18 protein-coding genes are annotated in these 17,344 nt (G+C 69.1%); 10 read left to right on the top strand and 8 right to left on the bottom strand.

Annotation, left to right across the window (positions count from 1 at the left end):
• Positions 1-32: 32 nt before the first annotated feature.
• Entirely contained in the window at positions 33-353 is a 321-nt protein-coding gene (locus tag GP2_RS18990) for a putative quinol monooxygenase (protein WP_006902212.1), read from the bottom strand.
• Positions 354-538: 185 nt separating this feature from the next.
• Here GP2_RS18990 and GP2_RS18985 point away from each other — a divergent pair, with 185 nt between their 5' ends.
• The 4 genes from GP2_RS18985 to GP2_RS18970 all read left to right on the top strand — a co-directional run bounded on the left by GP2_RS18985 (position 539) and on the right by GP2_RS18970 (position 4,992).
• On the top strand, positions 539-1,963 hold the full coding sequence (locus GP2_RS18985; protein ID WP_006902211.1) for an aldehyde dehydrogenase family protein: 1,425 nt from the start codon (positions 539-541) through the stop codon (positions 1,961-1,963).
• Between the two features lie 178 nt (positions 1,964-2,141).
• Positions 2,142-2,936 (top strand): alpha/beta fold hydrolase, encoded by a 795-nt coding sequence (locus GP2_RS18980; RefSeq protein ID WP_006902210.1) that lies wholly within the window; start codon positions 2,142-2,144, stop codon positions 2,934-2,936.
• Positions 2,937-3,028: 92 nt separating this feature from the next.
• On the top strand, positions 3,029-4,516 hold the full coding sequence (locus GP2_RS18975) for an alpha/beta hydrolase (RefSeq protein ID WP_006902209.1): 1,488 nt from the start codon (positions 3,029-3,031) through the stop codon (positions 4,514-4,516).
• 23 nt (positions 4,517-4,539) lie between these two features.
• Complete coding sequence (locus GP2_RS18970) at positions 4,540-4,992, top strand: hypothetical protein (RefSeq protein ID WP_006902208.1); 453 nt, start codon at positions 4,540-4,542, stop codon at positions 4,990-4,992.
• Positions 4,993-5,038: 46 nt separating this feature from the next.
• Here the strand turns inward: GP2_RS18970 and GP2_RS18965 are convergent, their stop codons facing one another.
• Together GP2_RS18965 and GP2_RS18960 are read right to left on the bottom strand one after the other, a co-directional pair.
• Positions 5,039-5,878 carry an alpha/beta hydrolase gene (locus tag GP2_RS18965; protein WP_006902207.1) on the bottom strand — a complete coding sequence of 280 codons (840 nt, stop codon included), beginning with the start codon at positions 5,876-5,878 and terminating at the stop codon, positions 5,039-5,041.
• Positions 5,879-5,945: 67 nt separating this feature from the next.
• Positions 5,946-6,368 (bottom strand): hypothetical protein, encoded by a 423-nt coding sequence (locus GP2_RS18960; protein WP_006902206.1) that lies wholly within the window; start codon positions 6,366-6,368, stop codon positions 5,946-5,948.
• Between the two features lie 138 nt (positions 6,369-6,506).
• Between GP2_RS18960 and GP2_RS18955 the strand changes: the two genes are divergently transcribed.
• Genes GP2_RS18955 through GP2_RS18945 form a run of 3 tightly spaced genes read left to right on the top strand, consistent with a single transcriptional unit; the run spans position 6,507 to position 8,707 of the window.
• Positions 6,507-7,481 (top strand): pirin family protein, encoded by a 975-nt coding sequence (locus GP2_RS18955; protein WP_006902205.1) that lies wholly within the window; start codon positions 6,507-6,509, stop codon positions 7,479-7,481.
• Positions 7,478-7,969: a MarR family winged helix-turn-helix transcriptional regulator gene (locus tag GP2_RS18950; protein WP_006902204.1), complete on the top strand. Its 492-nt coding sequence runs from the start codon at positions 7,478-7,480 to the stop codon at positions 7,967-7,969. Before GP2_RS18955 ends, GP2_RS18950 begins: the two co-directional genes overlap by 4 nt.
• Before the next feature lie 9 nt (positions 7,970-7,978).
• Positions 7,979-8,707 (top strand): pirin family protein, encoded by a 729-nt coding sequence (locus GP2_RS18945; RefSeq protein ID WP_006902203.1) that lies wholly within the window; start codon positions 7,979-7,981, stop codon positions 8,705-8,707.
• A 36-nt stretch (positions 8,708-8,743) separates the two neighbouring features.
• On the opposite strand, the gene GP2_RS18940 is transcribed toward GP2_RS18945, so the two are convergent.
• From GP2_RS18940 to GP2_RS18920, 5 genes are all read right to left on the bottom strand, one after another.
• Complete coding sequence (locus GP2_RS18940) at positions 8,744-9,388, bottom strand: HAD family hydrolase (RefSeq protein WP_006902202.1); 645 nt, start codon at positions 9,386-9,388, stop codon at positions 8,744-8,746.
• On the bottom strand, positions 9,385-10,740 hold the full coding sequence (locus GP2_RS18935; RefSeq protein ID WP_006902201.1) for an aspartate aminotransferase family protein: 1,356 nt from the start codon (positions 10,738-10,740) through the stop codon (positions 9,385-9,387). Before GP2_RS18935 ends, GP2_RS18940 begins: the two co-directional genes overlap by 4 nt.
• A gap of 75 nt (positions 10,741-10,815) precedes the next feature.
• Positions 10,816-11,787, bottom strand: coding sequence for a choline kinase family protein (locus tag GP2_RS18930; RefSeq protein WP_006902200.1), 972 nt, complete (start codon positions 11,785-11,787; stop codon positions 10,816-10,818).
• Complete coding sequence (locus tag GP2_RS18925) at positions 11,784-12,704, bottom strand: phosphotransferase (RefSeq protein WP_006902199.1); 921 nt, start codon at positions 12,702-12,704, stop codon at positions 11,784-11,786. Before GP2_RS18925 ends, GP2_RS18930 begins: the two co-directional genes overlap by 4 nt.
• Positions 12,704-14,137: an amidase family protein gene (locus GP2_RS18920; RefSeq protein WP_006902198.1), complete on the bottom strand. Its 1,434-nt coding sequence runs from the start codon at positions 14,135-14,137 to the stop codon at positions 12,704-12,706. Before GP2_RS18920 ends, GP2_RS18925 begins: the two co-directional genes overlap by 1 nt.
• A 182-nt stretch (positions 14,138-14,319) precedes the next feature.
• Between GP2_RS18920 and GP2_RS18915 the strand changes: the two genes are divergently transcribed.
• From GP2_RS18915 to GP2_RS18905, 3 genes are all read left to right on the top strand, one after another.
• The gene (locus GP2_RS18915) at positions 14,320-15,165 is read left to right on the top strand and encodes a GntR family transcriptional regulator (protein ID WP_006902197.1); all 846 of its coding nucleotides are present in this window, start codon (positions 14,320-14,322) and stop codon (positions 15,163-15,165) included.
• 206 nt (positions 15,166-15,371) lie between these two features.
• Positions 15,372-15,617 (top strand): hypothetical protein, encoded by a 246-nt coding sequence (locus GP2_RS18910; RefSeq protein ID WP_006902196.1) that lies wholly within the window; start codon positions 15,372-15,374, stop codon positions 15,615-15,617.
• Positions 15,617-17,206: a sodium:solute symporter family protein gene (locus GP2_RS18905; protein ID WP_006902195.1), complete on the top strand. Its 1,590-nt coding sequence runs from the start codon at positions 15,617-15,619 to the stop codon at positions 17,204-17,206. Before GP2_RS18910 ends, GP2_RS18905 begins: the two co-directional genes overlap by 1 nt.
• The last annotated feature ends 138 nt before the right edge of the window (positions 17,207-17,344 follow it).

Raw genomic sequence — 17,344 nt, 5'->3', positions numbered from 1 at the left:
GGCTAGTCGGCGTCGGAGGGCGACGCCCGCTCTCACCCGACCGGGAACTCGCCCAGCTCGAACCAGCCGTCCGCGTCGATCGTGGTGTTGATGACGTCGGGAGTGCGCTGCAGGTACTTCGGCAGCTCCTGCTGGGCCTGCTTGAAGTGGGCCGACGTCACGTGCGCCTCGGCGGCGTCGTCCTCGAACGCCTCCACCAGGACGTAGGTGTTCGGGTCCTCGACGGACCGCGACCACTCGAACCACTTGTTGCCCGGCTCGGCACGGGTCGCCTCGGTGAACTCGCGTGCCAGTTCCGGCCATTCATCTGCATATTCGGGCTTGATCGGCCATTTCACGACGATGAGGATCATGCATCGACCCTAGCGCCTGCGGAACCGCGCTCCACCGAACGGCCCTGCTGGGACGACCGTCCCAGAACGGGTGTCGCGCCGACTTCGCCCGCTGCCGGGATTTTCGAGATCTCGACCACCTCAGCGCCTACAGTGTGAATCAGGCAACATCTGTCACAAGAAGCAGTGCGATCACGGAGGCTCACATGCCGGACATCACCAAGTTCTATATCGACGGCCAGTGGGTCGATCCCGTCGAGCTCGATCTCATCGACGTGATCAACCCGGCGACGGAGAAGGCCGCCGGCCAGGTCGCGATCGGCAGCGCGGCCGACGTCGACGCCGCCGTGGACGCCGCCCGCCGCGCCTTCGAGACCTGGGGCCAGACCACCGTCGAGGAGCGACTCGACGTCCTCAACCGGGTCATCGCCGAGTACCAGAACCGCATGGGCGATCTCGCCGCCGCGGTCACCGAGGAGATGGGCTCGCCCGTCGGCCTCGCCAACGCCGCCCAGGTGCCCATCGGCCTCGGCCACCTGATGACCGCCGCCGCCCAGCTGCCCGGCTTCTCCTTCAGCGAGGACCGCAACGGACACCGCATCGTCAAGGAGCCGATCGGCGTCTGCGGCTTCATCACACCGTGGAACTGGCCGCTGAACCAGGTCATGTGCAAGGTGGCCCCCGCCCTGGCGACCGGCTGCACCATGGTCCTCAAGCCGAGTGAGCTCGCACCGTTCTCGGCGGCCATCGTCGCCGAGATCTTCGACGCCGCAGGCGTTCCCGCGGGCGTGTTCAACCTGGTCAACGGTGACGGGCCGGGCGTCGGCGCCGCGCTGGCCGCCCATCCCGACATCGACATGGTCTCGTTCACCGGCTCGACCCGCGCCGGCATCGAGGTCGCCAAGACCGCCGCGCCGACGGTCAAGCGCGTCGCACAGGAACTCGGCGGCAAGAGCCCGAACATCATCCTCGACGACGAGGACTTCGCGAAGAACGTCGCCGGCGGCATCGCCGCGATGATGATGAACTCGGGACAGTCCTGCAACGCCCCGAGCCGCATGCTGGTGCCGTCCTCGCGCCTCGACGAGGTGGCCGAGATCGCCAAGTCGGTCGAGCCGAACCTCACCGTCGGCGACCCGACCACCAGCGTCCAGCTCGGCCCGGTGGTCTCCGAGGCGCAGTTCGACAAGATCCAGGGCCTGATCGAGCGCGCCATCGCCGACGGCGCGACCCCGGTCATCGGCGGCCCCGGCCGCCCGGAGGGCCTCGAGACCGGCTACTACGTCAAGCCGACGGTCTTCACCAATGTCACCAACGACATGGAGATCGCCCGCACCGAGGTGTTCGGCCCGGTACTCGTCGTCATCGGATACGACTCGATCGACGAGGCGATCAAGATCGCCAACGACACCGAGTACGGCCTCGCCGGCTACGTCTCCGGCAAGGACATCGACGAGGTCCGCCGCATCGGTTCGCGGATCCGCGCCGGCTCGATCGGCCTGAACGGCGCCACCGTCGACCCGGTCGCACCGTTCGGCGGCTACAAGAAGAGCGGCAACGGCCGCGAGTGGAGCGACTACGCCTTCGACGAGTACCTCGAGGTCAAGTCGTTGCTCGGGTACGGCGCCTGACGCCCGCCGACCCCCCGGACGGAGTGCGGGATGGGTGCCGGAAGCGGCACTCATCCCGCACTCTGACTTTGCCCCCCGGTACACGAGTCCAACCGGTACACGAGTCCAACCACTCCACGAGTCCAGCCGGTACACGAACCCACGCAGTACGAGCACAGAAGCGAACCACAGGAGACACATGCTGATCCCGACCGACTCGGGCGCCACCCTCGACGTCGAGGTCCACGGCGACGGTGAGCCGCTGCTGCTGATCGCCGGGATGTCCGCCCACCGCGACATGTGGGGACCCGAGCTGCTCGACGCCCTCACCCCACACTTTGCGGTGGCGGTCTACGACCATCGCGGCATCGGCGGGAGCAGTCGCGCCGAGGGCGGGTTCACCATCGCCGACCTGGCCGCCGACGCCCGCGGCGTGCTCGACGGACTCGGCTGGGATACCGCTCACGTCCTGGGCACCTCGATGGGCGGCATGATCGCCCAGGAGCTGGTGCTCGCCGCACCCGACCGGGTGCGCAGTGTGGTGCTCGGCTGCACCACCGCGGGCGGCCCCGGAGCGGTCGACGCGCCCGGTGCCCGACGCCTGGTCGAGGCCATCGCGAGCCGGGACGCCGCACGTGTCGCACGGACCGCGTTCGAGGTCAACCTGTCCCCCGAATTCTGTTCCCGCCCCGGAGAATTCGAGCGGTTCACCGAGTTCTCGGCGCGTCGCAAGGTCCCGTCGGCGGTCGTCGCATACCAGGCGCTCGCCTGTTCCGGGCACGACACGCGCGACCGGCTCGCGACGATCGCGGTGCCGACGACCGTCGTGCACGGCGAGGCCGACGAGGTGATCGGCGTGGCCGAGGGCGACAGACTCGCCGGCGCCATCACGGGCGCCACCCTGGAACGCTGGCCCGGCGTCGGCCACATGTTCTGGTGGGAGTGTCCGGACCAGACCGCCGAGGTGGCGATCCGCGCCGCGAGATCCGCCTGAGCACGCCCCGGCGGTAACACTCGCAGGGGACCCGACGACATCCCTGACATCGGCACCGCGGCGTCGCGGTGGCCGCCGATGTCAGGAGCCCCATGTCGCACCCGCATGCCCCCGGATCTGCCGGGAAGTCCCGCCGCCTGTCCCCGCGACACCGCGTCCTGACCGGGATCTCGGTGGTCTCGATACTCACCCTCGGGCTGTTCGGCGCCGGGATGGTGCTCGGCTCCACCAACTCCGCCCAGGCGCTGCGCGGACACCCCGAAGAGTTGCGCGACGGTTGCGAGTGGGACACGTCGAAGTACTACGTCCAGAACTGCAAGGTCTGGTCGGAGTCGCAGAAGAAGGACGTCATCGTCCAGATCCGAGCCTCGAACGGCAGCGATGCCTCGATCTACCTCCTCGACGGCATGCGTGCCGGCGAAACCCGTTCGGCCTGGACCACCGATGTGCACGCCGCCCGCGTCTACGACACGTCCACCGATGTCACCCTGGTGATGCCGGTGGGCGGCGCGTCGTCGTTCTACACCGACTGGGACGGCGGGGCCGGTGCCGAGAACGCGGTCATCAAGCAGGAGACGTTCCTCACCGAGGAACTGCCGGCGTATCTCGAGAGCCAGTTCGGGGTGGCGCGCGACAACAACGCCATCGTGGGCCTGTCGATGTCGGGCGGCCCCGCGGTCACCCTGGCCGAACGCCATCCCGATCAGTTCAAGGTCGTGCAGGCGATGTCGGGCTACTACCAGACCGACAACCCGATCGGCGCCCTCGGCATCTTCGCGACGCAGACGCTGGTGTCCAACTACGCCAACGGCATCGTCAACATGTGGGGTACGCCCGGCGGCGCACGATGGACCGACAACGACCCGTCGAAGAACGTCAGCCGGCTCGCCGAGAACGGCCAGGTCCTCGTCATCTCCTCCGGCAACGGTTTCCTCACCCCCACCGAGCTGGCGAAACTCGCTCCGCAAGACCAGATCTCGGCCATCGCGCTGGAGATCCTGTCGGCGGTGTCGACCGTCCTGATGCAGTTGCAGGCCAAGCAGTCCGGGGTGTCGGTGATCTCGCTGCCGAACTACGGCGGACACACCTGGGAGAACTGGGGCCGCGCGCTGAACGACGGCAAGCCGCACGTCCTCGACGCCCTGCGCAACAACCCGCCGGTCACCACGAAGACGACGCTCGTGTCCGCGTCGGGCAGTCCGGAGCCGGAGGCGGAGAAGAAGGTGGTGCTGGCCGCGAAGCAGGCCGCCGCGGCCTCCCCCGCGCTCGACGCCTCGGTCCTCGCGGCGCTCGAGTCGTCCACCGAGTCGAGTGCGGCGCCGGAGACCACGACGGAGTCCGCGGAGTCGGGAACCACCTCGGCCTCCGAGTCCGCCGCGACGTCGGAGTCGGCCCCGTCGCCGGAGTCCCTCGAGGAGTCGGGAGTGCCCGCGTCCGCCGAGGTCTCGGCCGACGACCCGACCGAGGCCGACTCCCCCACGACCGAGAACCCCGCGACCGGGACCACCGCGCCGCGCGACGTCCCGTCCGCTCCGTCTCTCGCGGAGACCGCGCCGACCACGACCACTCCCGTGGCGTGAGGGCCTGCTGCTAGCGTCAGATCATGGCCGCCACCGCCGACCCCCGGCTCCCCGACCTCGTCGGGACCGACACGATCGTGTTCGTGCTCGTCGCCGGGGTGATCCTCGCGTGGGGCCTCGTCCTCGGCGTGTGGAAGTACCACGGCATCCGGACATCCCCGGACCGCACCGCACATCTCTACGTGGACATCGCACACCGTGCGGCGCTGCTGTATTCGTTCGCGACGCTGGTCCTCGCCGCGCTGGTCGAGCTGAGCTCGTTTCCCACCGTGGTGAACGTCGTCGCCGCCGCGGTGCCGGTCGTCTTCTTCGTCGCCGCGATCGTGTCGTACTGCGTGCACGGCGCATTGCGAGACACCGACAACCAGTTCGTCGACCCGACCCCGGGGACGTATGCGTTCATGATCGCGCTGATCGTCGGCGAGATCGGCGGGGTCGTGGTGCTGATCGCCGGGGTCGTCGCCCGGTTGGCCTGACCGGGACGGGCGCGGGCCGAGCGGTCCCACACCCGTTCCGTCGGGGTCAGGAGTCGGCGGGCGTGTGCCCCTGCAGCCAGTTCACGACCTCGTCGAGCACGACGTCCTGCTCGGGTTCGTTGAAGATCTCGTGGTAGAGCTCGTCGTAGATCACGAGCGTCTTGTCCTCTGAGCCCGCCAGGTCGTCGACGAGCCGACTGCCCTGCGGGTCGGTGAGCGCGTCGGCTCCGCCGTGCATCACCAGCAACGGCAGCTGCAGCGAGGGCAGGCGTTGCGGGAAGGACTGCATCGTGGCGATCATCGCGCCGCCGAGCCCGGCGGGGATCTTGCCGCGGGTGACGAGCGGATCGGCGTCGTAGGCCGCGACGACGGCCGGGTCGCGGGAGATGCTCGACGAGCTCAGCGCGGTGGTGGGCAGCCACGGCGCGATCTTGCCGATGAGCGGCGCGAGCTTGACCGCGACGGGTGACAGGTCGGCGCCGGGCAGGACCGCCGCCCCGGACAGGACGAGACCGTCGAGCTTGTCCTGGTGATCGAGTGCGTAGTCGAGGGCGATGCAGCCGCCCATGCTGTGCCCGATGAGGAAGGTCGGCAGCGCGTCGTCGGCGACGTGCGAGACCACCGTGTCGAGGTCTTCGGTGAATTCGCCGAACCGGTGCACCTGCAACCGCTTGCCGCCCGATCGGCCGTGACCGACGTGGTCCGGGATCGCGACGAGGTAGCCGGCGTCGACGAGCCGTTGCGCGACGTGCCCGTAGCGGCGCGCATGTTCGGCGAGTCCGTGCGCGATCACCACCACGCCGCGCGGTGCGCCCTCGGGCCGGTACACGTCGTAGGCGATCGTGTGTCCGTGGCGGCCGCGAAAAGTGTGTTCTTCCGGTGTCATTCCCTGTTCTTCCGTCTGTGGTGATGGGGTCGGGCAGTGAGGTCGGGGCGGTGAGATCGAGGGGCCGTCAGCGCAGGCCGAGTCGCGCGGCGACCGATCTGCCCGCGGACTCGATGGCCCCGAGCGGACGGAGGGCCGCCTCCCCGATCCCGACCAGCACCTCGACCCGGGCGACCACCCGCTCGAGACGCATGACGACCTCGGCCATCCGATCCACGGTCGTGTCCACCTGGTCGAGGGTGCCCGACATCCGCACCAGGGTGGCGTCGAGCCTCTCGATCGTCGCGTCCATCTTGGTCATCGTCGGCCCCAGACCCTCGAGCGTCTCGCCCATGTCGGCGATGATCCCCTCGAGTTGCTCCACCGTCACATCGGCGTTGAGCGCGGCCTGCGCCAGCTTCCTGATCCGCTGGCGATCCGCCGGCTTCGACGACGTGGCCTCGCCCCGGTCGTCGGCGCGACCCCTGTCGCTGGTGCCCTTGTCGGCCATGCCCCGGATTATCGCCCACATCACACGCGACGGGGCCCGAACGCGCCGGGAACCGGCACGGGAATAGATCCGGGCGGGCTACCGTTGAGCCGGGCAGATCACTCAAATTTGAGTGAATTTCCGACCGAAGGAGCCACCATGCCTGCCGTCACCGCCGACACCCTGACGCTGTCGCGCCTGTCCGCTCCGGGCCTCGACGCCGTCGACCGGCCGGTCAAGTCCGTCACCCGCGGCCCGCGCGGCTACGAGGGCGAGGGCTTCCCGGTGGTGCGTGCGTTCGCGGGAGTGTCGAAGGCCGACCTGGACCCGTTCATCCACATGGACCAGATGGGCGAGGTCGACTACGAGCCCGGTGAGCCGCGCGGGACGTCGTGGCATCCCCACCGCGGCTTCGAGACCGTGACCTACATGATCGAGGGCCGCTTCGCCCACCAGGACTCCGCGGGCGGAGGCGGCCTGATCCACGACGGTGCGACGCAGTGGATGACCGCGGGTGCGGGCATCCTCCACATCGAGACCCCGCCCGCCGAACTCGTGGAGTCCGGCGGCCTGTTCCACGGCATCCAGCTGTGGGTGAACCTCCCGGCCCGGGACAAGTTCCTGCCGCCCAACTACCAGAATCTCGAGGGCGGCCAGGTGGGTCTGGTGACCTCGCCGGACGCCGGCTCGCTGATCCGCATCATCGCGGGCGAGATCGAGGGTCACCGCGGTCCGGGGACCACGCACACGCCCATCACGCTCGCCCACGCCACCGTGCAGCCCGGCGCGTCCGTGTCGGTGCCGTGGCGCCAGGACTTCAACGCACTCGTCTACGTCCTGTCCGGACGCGGACGGGTGGGCGCCGAGGGCCGCCCCGTCGAGCAGGGCACCCTGGCGGTCCTGGGCAAGGGCGACCGCATCACCGTCGCCGCCGACGGCTCCCAGGACGGCAACCGCCCCGCGCTCGAGGTCCTGCTGCTCGGCGGCAAGCCAATCCGCGAACCCGTCGCGCAGTACGGTCCGTTCGTGATGAACACCAAGCAGCAGCTCATCGACGCCATCGAGGACTACCAGGCCGGACGCCTGGGCGTGGTCCCGCCGGACGCGCTCATGCCGCACACCGCCCGCCGATGACCAAAGGAGCGGAACTGCCGCTGACGGCGGCGGGCACCGATCTGCAGGCCGCGTGGCGCGTCTTCATCGAGACCGCCACGCGGTTGCAGACCGAGCTCGACGACGATCTGCGCGCGAGTGCCGGCATGACGCTGGCCGACTACAGCATGCTGTTGATCCTGCACGAGAGCCCCGAGGGCCGGCTGCGGATGCGGGACCTGGCCGCGCGCATGATCTTCTCGACCTCGCGCCTGTCCTACCAGGTCGACGCGATGGTGCGCCGGGGGTGGTTGCGGCGCGAGAAGGCGCCGGAGGATCGGCGCGGCAGTTATGCCGTCCTCACCGACGAGGGGCTCGCCGCGTTCCGGGAGGCGGCGGTCCATCACTCGCGCTGCGTGGACGCGCTCTTCTTCTCGGCACTCACCCCGGCCGACGGGCGCGACCTCCGTGCGGTGATGGACAAGCTGGCGGCACATCTCGACACCACCGGGCAGACATCGGACACGTGAGGAGAACCCATGTCGGTCACCGTCATCCGTGCCGGCGAACGCGCCCACTGGCGCAACGAATGGCTCGAGTCCTGGCAATCGTTTCCCGCAACCGGCAACTTCGACCTCGCGGCCAACGCCCACGGTGTCCTGCTGGTGCACAACGACGATCGCGTCGACGCCGGGGAGGGTCTCGACATGCATCGGCACCGCGATGTCGAGATCATCACCTGGGTCCTCGAGGGCACGCTGCGCCACCGGGATTCGACCGGCAACGACGGACTCCTGAGACCCGGCGTCGTGCAACGGATGACCGCGGGGCGCGGCATCACCCACAGTGAGGCAAACGCCACCGGCCGTCTCGACGGCACCGACCTGCGCGTCGTCCAGATGTGGGTCACCGCCGACGAGTCCGGCCTCGAACCCGGGTACGCGGAGGCCGACGTCTCCGACATGCTCGCCACCGGCGCACTCGTCGTCGTGGCATCGGGACGACCCGAGCACGCCGCGACCGCACCGGTGTCGATCCACAACGCCTCGGCCGCACTCCACATCGCGACGATGCTGCCCGGCAAGCCGGTCACGCTTCCCGACGCGCCGTTCGGGCACCTCTACGTCGCGCGCGGCACGGTGACGATGGGCGCGGAGACCCTCGCCGAGGGCGACGCGGTCCGCACGACCGGCGCCGGCGAGATCCCCCTGGTCGGTCCCGGCGGGGCCGAGATCCTGTTCTGGGAGATGCACGCCGGCGCACGGTGACACGGCTCAGCGGAGTTTCGCCACTAGCGCCCGGGGTCAGATGCAGAGCATGTGCTCGACGGTCCGGCCGTCGAGACCGTCCCAGCGGGTGAACTCGAACTCGTCGAGCACCAGGTGCCGCAGCGGCACACCGACGACCCGGGCGCCGGAGGCCACGGCCGCCGCGATCCCGGGCGGCGAGTCCTCCACGGCGATGCACTCGCGGATGTCCACGCCGAGCTTCGCGGCAGCCAGTTCATAGGCGTCCGGAGCGGGTTTGGCCCGTTCCACGTCGTCGGCGGTCACCACGATGTCGAAGGCCGCGAACGGTATCGCGTCGACGACCATGTCGGCCAGCACCCGGGGCGACATGGTCACCAGGCCGGTCGGGATGCCCAGCTCCTTCAGTTCGCGCAGCAGCGTCTCGGCTCCGGGCTTCCAGGGGATGTCCACGCGCAGGCGGGCCGACACGTCGAGGATGAACCGACGCACGATCTCGTCGACGGTGAGCCCGGCGCCGGCGTCGATGAGCACCCGCGCCATGTCGGGCAGACTGCCGCCGTTGAGCGCCATGGCGATCTCGTCGCTCCACGCCACATCGTGCGCGCAGAGGATTCCCCTCGCCGAATCGTTGTAGTACTCCTCGGTGTCCAGGATGGTGCCGTCCAGGTCCCACAGGACGGCAGCGGGTTTCGCGGTCATGCGACGCCTGCCTTCGCCTGCCGCCGCACGACCTCGAGTGCGTCACCGAGACGTTCGACGAGCAGTTCGGCGTCCGCGCGCGTGTAGGTGAGCATCGGACGGATCTTCAGCGTGCTGCTGGTCGGGCCGCACACCGAGATGAGCAGGCCACCGTCGCGGCAGGCGTTGATCAGATCCGCGGCGAACGCGGTGGCCGGTTCCCGGGTTTCCGGATCGGCGACCAGCTCCACTCCGAAATACAGCCCGGCGCTGCGGATGTCACCGATCTCCGGGAAACGTCCGGCCAGTTCCTCCATGCCGGCGCGCACGACCGCGCCGACGGTCTCGGCGTTCTCGAACAGCCGACGCTGCTCGATCTCGTCGAGCACGGCCGCGGCCGCCGCGACCGGCACGCTCGATCCGCCGAAGGTGTTGAAGTACGGCACATCCCGGCCGAAGGCCTCGAGGATCTCGGTGTTGGCCACCATGCCCGCCACCGGGACGCCGTTGCCCATCGGCTTACCGAGGGTGACCAGGTCGGGAACGGCGTTGTCGCGCGCGAATCCCCAGAACGGCGTGCCGACCCGCGCGAATCCGGGCTGCACCTCGTCGGCGATCACGAGCGCGCCGGCCGCGCGTGCCGCGGCGAAGGCGGCCTGCAGCGCACCGTCGACGGGGAACACGCCGTCCGACGAGAAGATGGTGTCCACGAGCAGGGCCGCGGGCTGGTGGCCACGCTCGCGCAGGGTCTCGAACGCACGGGTGACGCGTGCCGCGAACGCGTCGACGACCGACGTGTCGCCCTCGTGCCGATAGGGATTGGGCGGATCGACGGCGATGACGTGGCCCGGCAGGCCCCCGCCGCCGTCCGAGGGCGAGACCTCCGCGCAGGATGCGGTGGTGCCGTGGTAGGCCTCCGAGGTGACGACGATGCCGGTGCCGCCGGTGTGGTGCCGGGCCACCCGCAGGGCGAGGTCGTTGGCCTCCGACCCCGAGTTGGTGTACATCACGCGGTTCAGCGGCTCCGGGAAGGTCTGCAGCAGCCGCTCGGAGTACTCGACGATGCCGTCCTGCAGGTAGCGCGAATGCGTGGCGAGGGTGTTGAGCTGCTCGGTCACGGCCGCCACGACGGCCGGATTGCAGTGCCCGACACTGGCGACGTTGTTGTAGGCGTCGAGGTATTCGCGCCCCTCTGCGTCGTAGAGACGGGTGCCGAGTCCGCGGACGATCTGCACCGGCCTGCGGTAGAACAGCCGGTAGCTCGTCCCGAGTGTGTTCATCCTGCGCTCGACGAGCGCCCGGGACGAGGGGTCGAGCGCGTCGAGTCTGCCGGTGTCGAACCGGTTTCCGTCCAGGATCGAGGAAGTGCCCATAATCGGCCTTTCTGAGATGAGGAGCAGCCGCCCTCCGCATGGGACGGCGGTCTGCCGGGTGAGACGACGAGGGCGTCAGATGCTGCCGATCCAGGAACCCCAGCGCTGGTCCGAGGTCCGCGAGAGCGCGCGGCGCAGTTTCCACACGCCGTACTTGTGGTAGTCGTAGTCCCATCCGTCGTTGAGCTGTGCGTAGACGATGGCCCACAGCCCCCACTTGACGTCGGCGAGGAACCCGCACACCTGCACCCGCGCGAAGAGTTCGGGCGTGTACGTGCCGTAGAACTCCTCGACGCATTCGGCGGTCCGGACGTCGTCGTAGAAGAACTCGGTGGTCATCACGGCGAGCTCGTAGGCGCGTTCGTTGTTCGACGAGAACTCGAAGTCGATCAGTCGCATCGGCTTGCCCTCGGCGATGAGGAAGTTGCCGGGCATCGGGTCGTTGTGACACGGCACCAGGTCGATCCCGCCGGCCAGCAACGCATCACGCGCGGTGCGGTACTCGAGCTCGAGCTGCGGCCAGAACCGCGGGAGCCGGATGCCGAGTTCCACCGCCTGGTCGTGGTGCTCGGCGATCATGTCGAAGATCGTCTTGGTGCACGGCAGCGAGTCGATGCCGTGGAAGGCCCGGTAGAGGCGGATGATCTCGCCGGCGATCTCCGGGCGCTTCATGTCGCCGTTCGTGCAGGCGCGGTAGTCCTCGAGGAACTCGATGATCTCGATGCCGGTCGACGAGTCGAAATGCGCGATCTTCGGGCTGATCCCGAGAGCGCTGGCCTGTGCGGCCGCGTGATGGGCGTTGTCCCGGTCGATGAACGCCTCCGACCCCGCACCCGGGATCTTGAGGAAGTACGGGGACTGCTCCCCCTCCACGTCGAGACGCCAGTTCTCGTTCTGCAGGCCGCCGTGCACCGGCTGGTACCGGATCGCCCGGCCGGCCCACTGCGCGACGGCGTCCAGTGCAGATTCCACGGCGCGTTCGGTGGCGGTGCGGGCCCCGCCGCGCAGCACGCCGACCGCGTTCAGTTCGCCGGACAGGGTCGTCATCGGTCGATCCTCCTCAACAGTTCGCCGGATCGGGTGCCCGACAATGCCAATCGTGCTCGTAGGAGCTGCCAGTCGCCGAACTTCGAGTACTCGTAGGAGCCCGGGTCGAGCGCGTCGACCAGGATTCCCAGCAGGCCCTGCCGTACGTGGTCGGCATAGCCGTAGAACAGGCTTCGGGCCAGCAGCGCCTCGTCGACGCTCCCGTGGGCGATCTCGAAGAGCTCCCGTGCGTGGGTCTCGTCCTCGGCGAGTTCGACGAGCGCGACGCCGAGGTCCTGGAACGGGTCCATCACCGCGGCGAGGTCCCAGTCGAGCAGCAGCAACGAGGCGTCGTCGCGGGCGACCATCACGTTCGACAGGTTCCCGTCGCCATGACGGAACTCCCGGTCGAAACCGGCTGCCGCGATGCGCTTCTCGGCGTCGTCGAGGACTCTCAGGAAGAAGGGCAGCTCGGCGGGGACGGCGGCCCCCGCGTCCTGCAGGCGCGCCGAGAGTTCGCGGATGTCGTCGAAGACCGTCGCATACCGCGCCTCGTTCGGAGTCAGTTCGCCCACACGCGAACGGATCTCGAAGTACCGGCGCACGAAGTCCGCGGAGTTTCCGTCGGCCAGGGTGGCCGTGCGGTGCGTCTCGGTCAGATCGGCCAGCACGACCTCACCGGCGTCGACGTCCCACGACACGACCGCCGGGCCGATGCCGGCGGCTCCCGCCGCCTCGGTCGCGGCGACGGCCGCGGACACGTTCACATACGACCTCGCCGCGGCGGTGTAGCGCCGGACGTGGACCGCGACGTCGTCGAGCCGGCCACGCAGCCGCACCGTGTCGGCGCCCCACCAGCTGGGGCTGGCCATGGTCGGGGTCCCGTCCATCCGATCGGCGAGGACCCGCCCGCCGGAGAGTTCGAGTGTCGTCGTCATCACGCCTCCTTCCACACATCGGCCGGTGTCGTCCGCGGCACCAGCGGCCAGTCGGGTTCGGTGCCCCGACGTTCCTCGAGCCACCCGGCCAGCGCGAGCAGGCGCCGGTCGGCGTAGCGCGGGCCGGCGAGCTGGATCGCCACGGGGTGGCCGCCGTCCTCGCCGAACGGCATCGAGACCGCCGGCTGCCCGGTCTGGTTGAACCAGGCGGTGAAGCTGCAGTGCTCCAGCGGCCGGTCCTGGTTCATGCCGAGGTGCTCGGCCGGGAACGCCGCCGAGGGCAACACCGGCGACAGCACGACGTCGACGTCGCGCTGCATCGCCGCGAAGGCCATCTGATCGGCGGTCACCCGGCCCAGCGCGCGCTCGTAGTCGGTGGCGCTGAGCGGACCGGCCGCCTCGATCCACCGCACGAGTCCGGGCAGGACCTCGCCGCCGCGGTCGCCGTGGGATTCGAGTTCCGCGCGGGCGCGCACCACGTACAGGGTGTCCAGCGCGTCGTAGACACCCGGAGCGAAAGGCGCGGGCAGATCGACGATCTCGCAGCCGCCCGCGGCCAGCACGTCGGCCGCCGCACGCAGCGTGCGCAGGGTCGCCGCGTCCGCCGGGAATCCGTATCCCATGTCCGACAGGACGCCGACCCGCAGCCCCTCGACGTCGTCCAGCGGGAGGATCGGGTCCGCACAGTCGGCCTCGTCGGCCAGGGCCAGGGAGTCGCGGGCATCGAACCGCCCGACGACGCGGAACAGTTCGGCGACGTCGGCGACCGTTCGGCCCATCGGGCCCGCGCTGCGGACGGTGCTCGGCACCAGGTGCGGAACACGGCCCTGGGTGGGCTTGATGGCGACGATGCCGCAATGGGCGGCGGGCAGGCGGACCGAGCCGGCGATGTCGGTGCCGATCGCGCCCCAGGTGAGACCCGCGGCGAGCGACGCCCCGGCACCCGAACTCGAGCCGCCGGGAGTGACCGACAGATCCCACGGATTCCGCACGATGCCGTAGAGCGAGGAGACGCCGGAGGCGAGCATGCCGAAGTCGGGCATCGTGGTCTTGCCCACGATCACCGCGCCGGCCTCGCGCAGGCGTGCCGACGGCGGGGCGTCGACCTCGGCGTTCGCCAGGCCGTCGTTGGGCTTGGTGCCGTGGCGCCACGGGAGTCCGACCGCGTTCACGCTGTCCTTGACCGTGACCGGCACGCCGTCCAGCGGGCCGAGCTGACGGCCCTCCTCCCACCGACGGGTGGCCGCGGCTGCGCTCTCGCGTGCCGCGTCGACGTCGGTGGCGGCGATCGCGTTGATGGAGGGCTGGACCTTTTCCATGTGCGCGATGGTCAGTTCCAACGCTTCGGACGGTGTGGTGCTCCCATCGGCGAATCCGGCGCGGAGCTGCTCGATTGTCGATCCCAGAACGGGAACCTGCGTCTGCTGAGGCATGGGTAAAGGTTGCATCGGAACCATTTCTGGTCCCTGGCCCGAATGTAAATTCTGCATTTCCCGAGTTCGCACACCGCGAGATTCGGTGCAACTCTTGTGAAGACACGCCGTTCGCACTGCTCACGAGTGAGCCCGGCCGGCGCGAGACAACCATTTCCCTGATCCAAAGAGCACGGTGAGCAGTGACCTACGAAGAGACCTTTGCCACCATTACCCGCCTCGCCGACGACCTGGCACGCCGCGGGTTCACCAAGCTGCCCGCCGAGCGTGAACTCGCCGAGCGCCTGAACGTGTCGCGGTCGTCCATACGCCGCGCCCTGGCCGAACTCGAGGAGAAAGGCGTCGTCCACCGCAAGCGCGGCCGCACCGGCGGCGCCTATCTCACCGCGGCGGAATCCGCGCCCGACACCACCTTCTCCGACGAGGTCGACCCGGCCGAGGGCCGCCGCGTCGAACGCCCGCTCGGGACCGTCGTCGGCGTGCCGCAGATGCTCCGCTCGCAGGGGTTCGAATCGGGAACGCGCCTGCTCTCGGCCTCCTATGAACACCCCACCGCAGAGGAACGCGAGTACTTCGGCCTCGGCCCGGACGATCTCATCGCGGCGATCGTGCGGATCCGCTTCGCCGACGGGGACTCGTTGTCCCTCGAGTCGTTCCGGGTGTCGGCGACGCGTTTCCCGCAGTTGCTGGAACGCTCGCTGATCGGCTCGCTCTACGACCTGCTGGTCGAGCACTACGGCGTGCGCCCCGCCACCGCCGACGAGCAGATCCGCGTCGTCTCCGCATCCCCGCGGGTCGCCGCGGCGCTCGCCGTCGAGGTCGGCACCCCGTTGCTGAAGGTCAACCGCAACAGCTACGACGGGTTCGGCGCGCCGGTGGAGATGTCCGTCGACTACTTCCGCGCCGACCGGACCGTCCTGCACGTGCCGGCGCAGCCCGGCAACGGCCAGGAGCCCGGCGCCCACCGGCTGCAGCACCGGCTGGACACCGCGGCCGACGCGCAGCGCGGGATCGCGGCCGACGCGTAACAGGCCCGTTACGACCCGAAACGTGACCAGTAATGGTCCACTCGCATGCTTTGGTTGCACACACCGACGGCGGTACGTAGACCTTCCTGACCGCGTATCACGTTCGGAACGAACACCTTTGGTGCATCAACCAATCTCCCATTCATCGCCGCGCCCGACCCGGGTCTGCCGCCGTGCGAATGGTCGCAAGGAAAGGAGCCGAATCCTTGACTCAGTTCATAAAGAGCCTGGATCGCAAGGTAATCAACACCACATTCGGCGTCGTCTACGGATTCGCACTGTTGATGGCGCTGTTCCCGCCGCTGTACCTGAGCGCCAGCGGGGTCAAGAGCCCGGTGATCTTCGGCATCCCGTGGGCGGTCATGTACTGGATCATCAACGCCGCTCTCGTCGGTGTCAGCCTGACCGCGCTGTACATCGTCGAGAACATCCGTGGAGAGGGTGACGACTGATGGCGATCATGCTCGGAATGCTGCTCGTTTTCTACGCGATCGTGGTGGGAATCCTCTACGCCACCAAGCAGAAATCTGATCCGACCTTCGAGGAGTACTCGGTCGGCGGCCGCTCGTACGGCACCTGGTTCGTGGCCATGTCCTACGTGAACTCGTGGTGGCCCGGCTCGACCTTCATCGCTTTCTTCGGCCTCGCCGCCGGCGCCGGCGTGTTCGGCATGTACGCCCTGGCGTACTCGACCCTCGGCGTCGCGTTCATGTACCTCATGGCGACCCGGGCGTGGCGCTGGGGCAAGGTCTACGACCTGCGCACCCAGCCCGACCTGATGCGTGTGCGCTACCGCTCCGACGCGGTGCGCGTCATCGCCAGCGCCATCGGCGTGATCTCGCTGTTCCCGTGGGTCGTCCTGGGCATGCAGGCCCTCGGCACCCTCTTCGAGATCGCCAGCGACGGCGCCTGGTCGGTCATCGCGTCCCTGTGCGTGGGTCTCGCGGTCATCCTCATCCGCCAGTTCTGGACGGTGCAGATGGGCATGCGCGGCCTGATCATGACCGACATGTTCCAGGGCTTCGTCGCCTACATCGTGGCGGGCATCATCGGCGTCATCATGCTGACCGGCGCCATGGGCAGCCCCATCAGCTGGGGCGACCTGCAGGCGATCGGCGACAAGTTCCTGGTGCTCCCGGGCGGCGGCGACAACTACGGACCGTGGTACATCTTCGCGCTCGTCTTCACCGGCGTCATCGGTTCGCTGAGCTGGCCCACCAGCTTCCAGCGCATCTACACCGCCTCGAGCGTGCGCACGGTCAAGAAGGGCACGCTCGCAACGATTCTCATCTCGGCGACCTTCTACACCATCCTGATGCTGGTCGGCCTCGCCGCCGTCAACATCCCCGAGGTCATGGAGAACCCGCAGGGCGCCTGGTTCACCCTGCTGGACCAGTGGGGCGGCACGTGGATGCTGGGGCTCGCGGTGGTCATCGTCTTCGCCGCGCAGATGGGTCACACCGACGCCAGCGTCCAGGTGGCCGGCCTGCAGGTCTCCAACGACATCGTCGCCACCCTGGTCCGACGTCCGCTGTCCGACCACCAGCTGACCGTGATCGCCAAGGCGAGCATGGTGGTCTACATGCTCCTGGCCGGCGTCATCGCCTTTGCGACGTTCAACTTCGACCGTCTCCAACTGCTCGCCCAGATCTCCTACCAGGGCATCATCCAGTTGTCGGTGCCGCTGTTCCTGGGCATCTTCTGGAAGGGCGGCAACAAGTACGGCGCCATCTGGGGCATGGTCAGCGGCTTCGTCATCGCCGCGGCGCTGACCGGCGTCTACAACGACGACATCCGCGCCCTGGGCAGCCTGACCTCGGGCATCGTCGGCCTCGCCGTCAACCTCGCGGTCTTCCTGATCGTCTCGGCGGTCACCGGTCACTCCGAGGAGGACCGCGCACACGTCGAGGAGATGTTCGCGGCGGCCAAGGGCGAGTCCGCCCTCGCCGCACTGCGGGCCAGCCGGACCGACGACATCGAGGTCGTCGCCACCGGCGACGGGGTGAGCACCGCCGCAACTGCTCAGACCCCGGCCGAGTAGGAGACACCGACCTCCTCGTCTCCTGCTCGACACGACAAGTGGGCACGACCGTTCCGGTCGTGCCCACTTTCGTTGTGTTGCAGACCATTCCATTCCGTAACCTGCGCGTTACGACGGTATCGGGGACCAGTAATGGTT

The organism is Gordonia paraffinivorans NBRC 108238 (assembly GCF_000344155.1).
Taxonomy (GTDB): Bacteria; Actinomycetota; Actinomycetes; order Mycobacteriales; family Mycobacteriaceae; genus Gordonia; species Gordonia paraffinivorans.
Note: the sequence above shows the minus strand (reverse complement) of the source record. Positions and strands in the feature narration are given on the sequence as shown.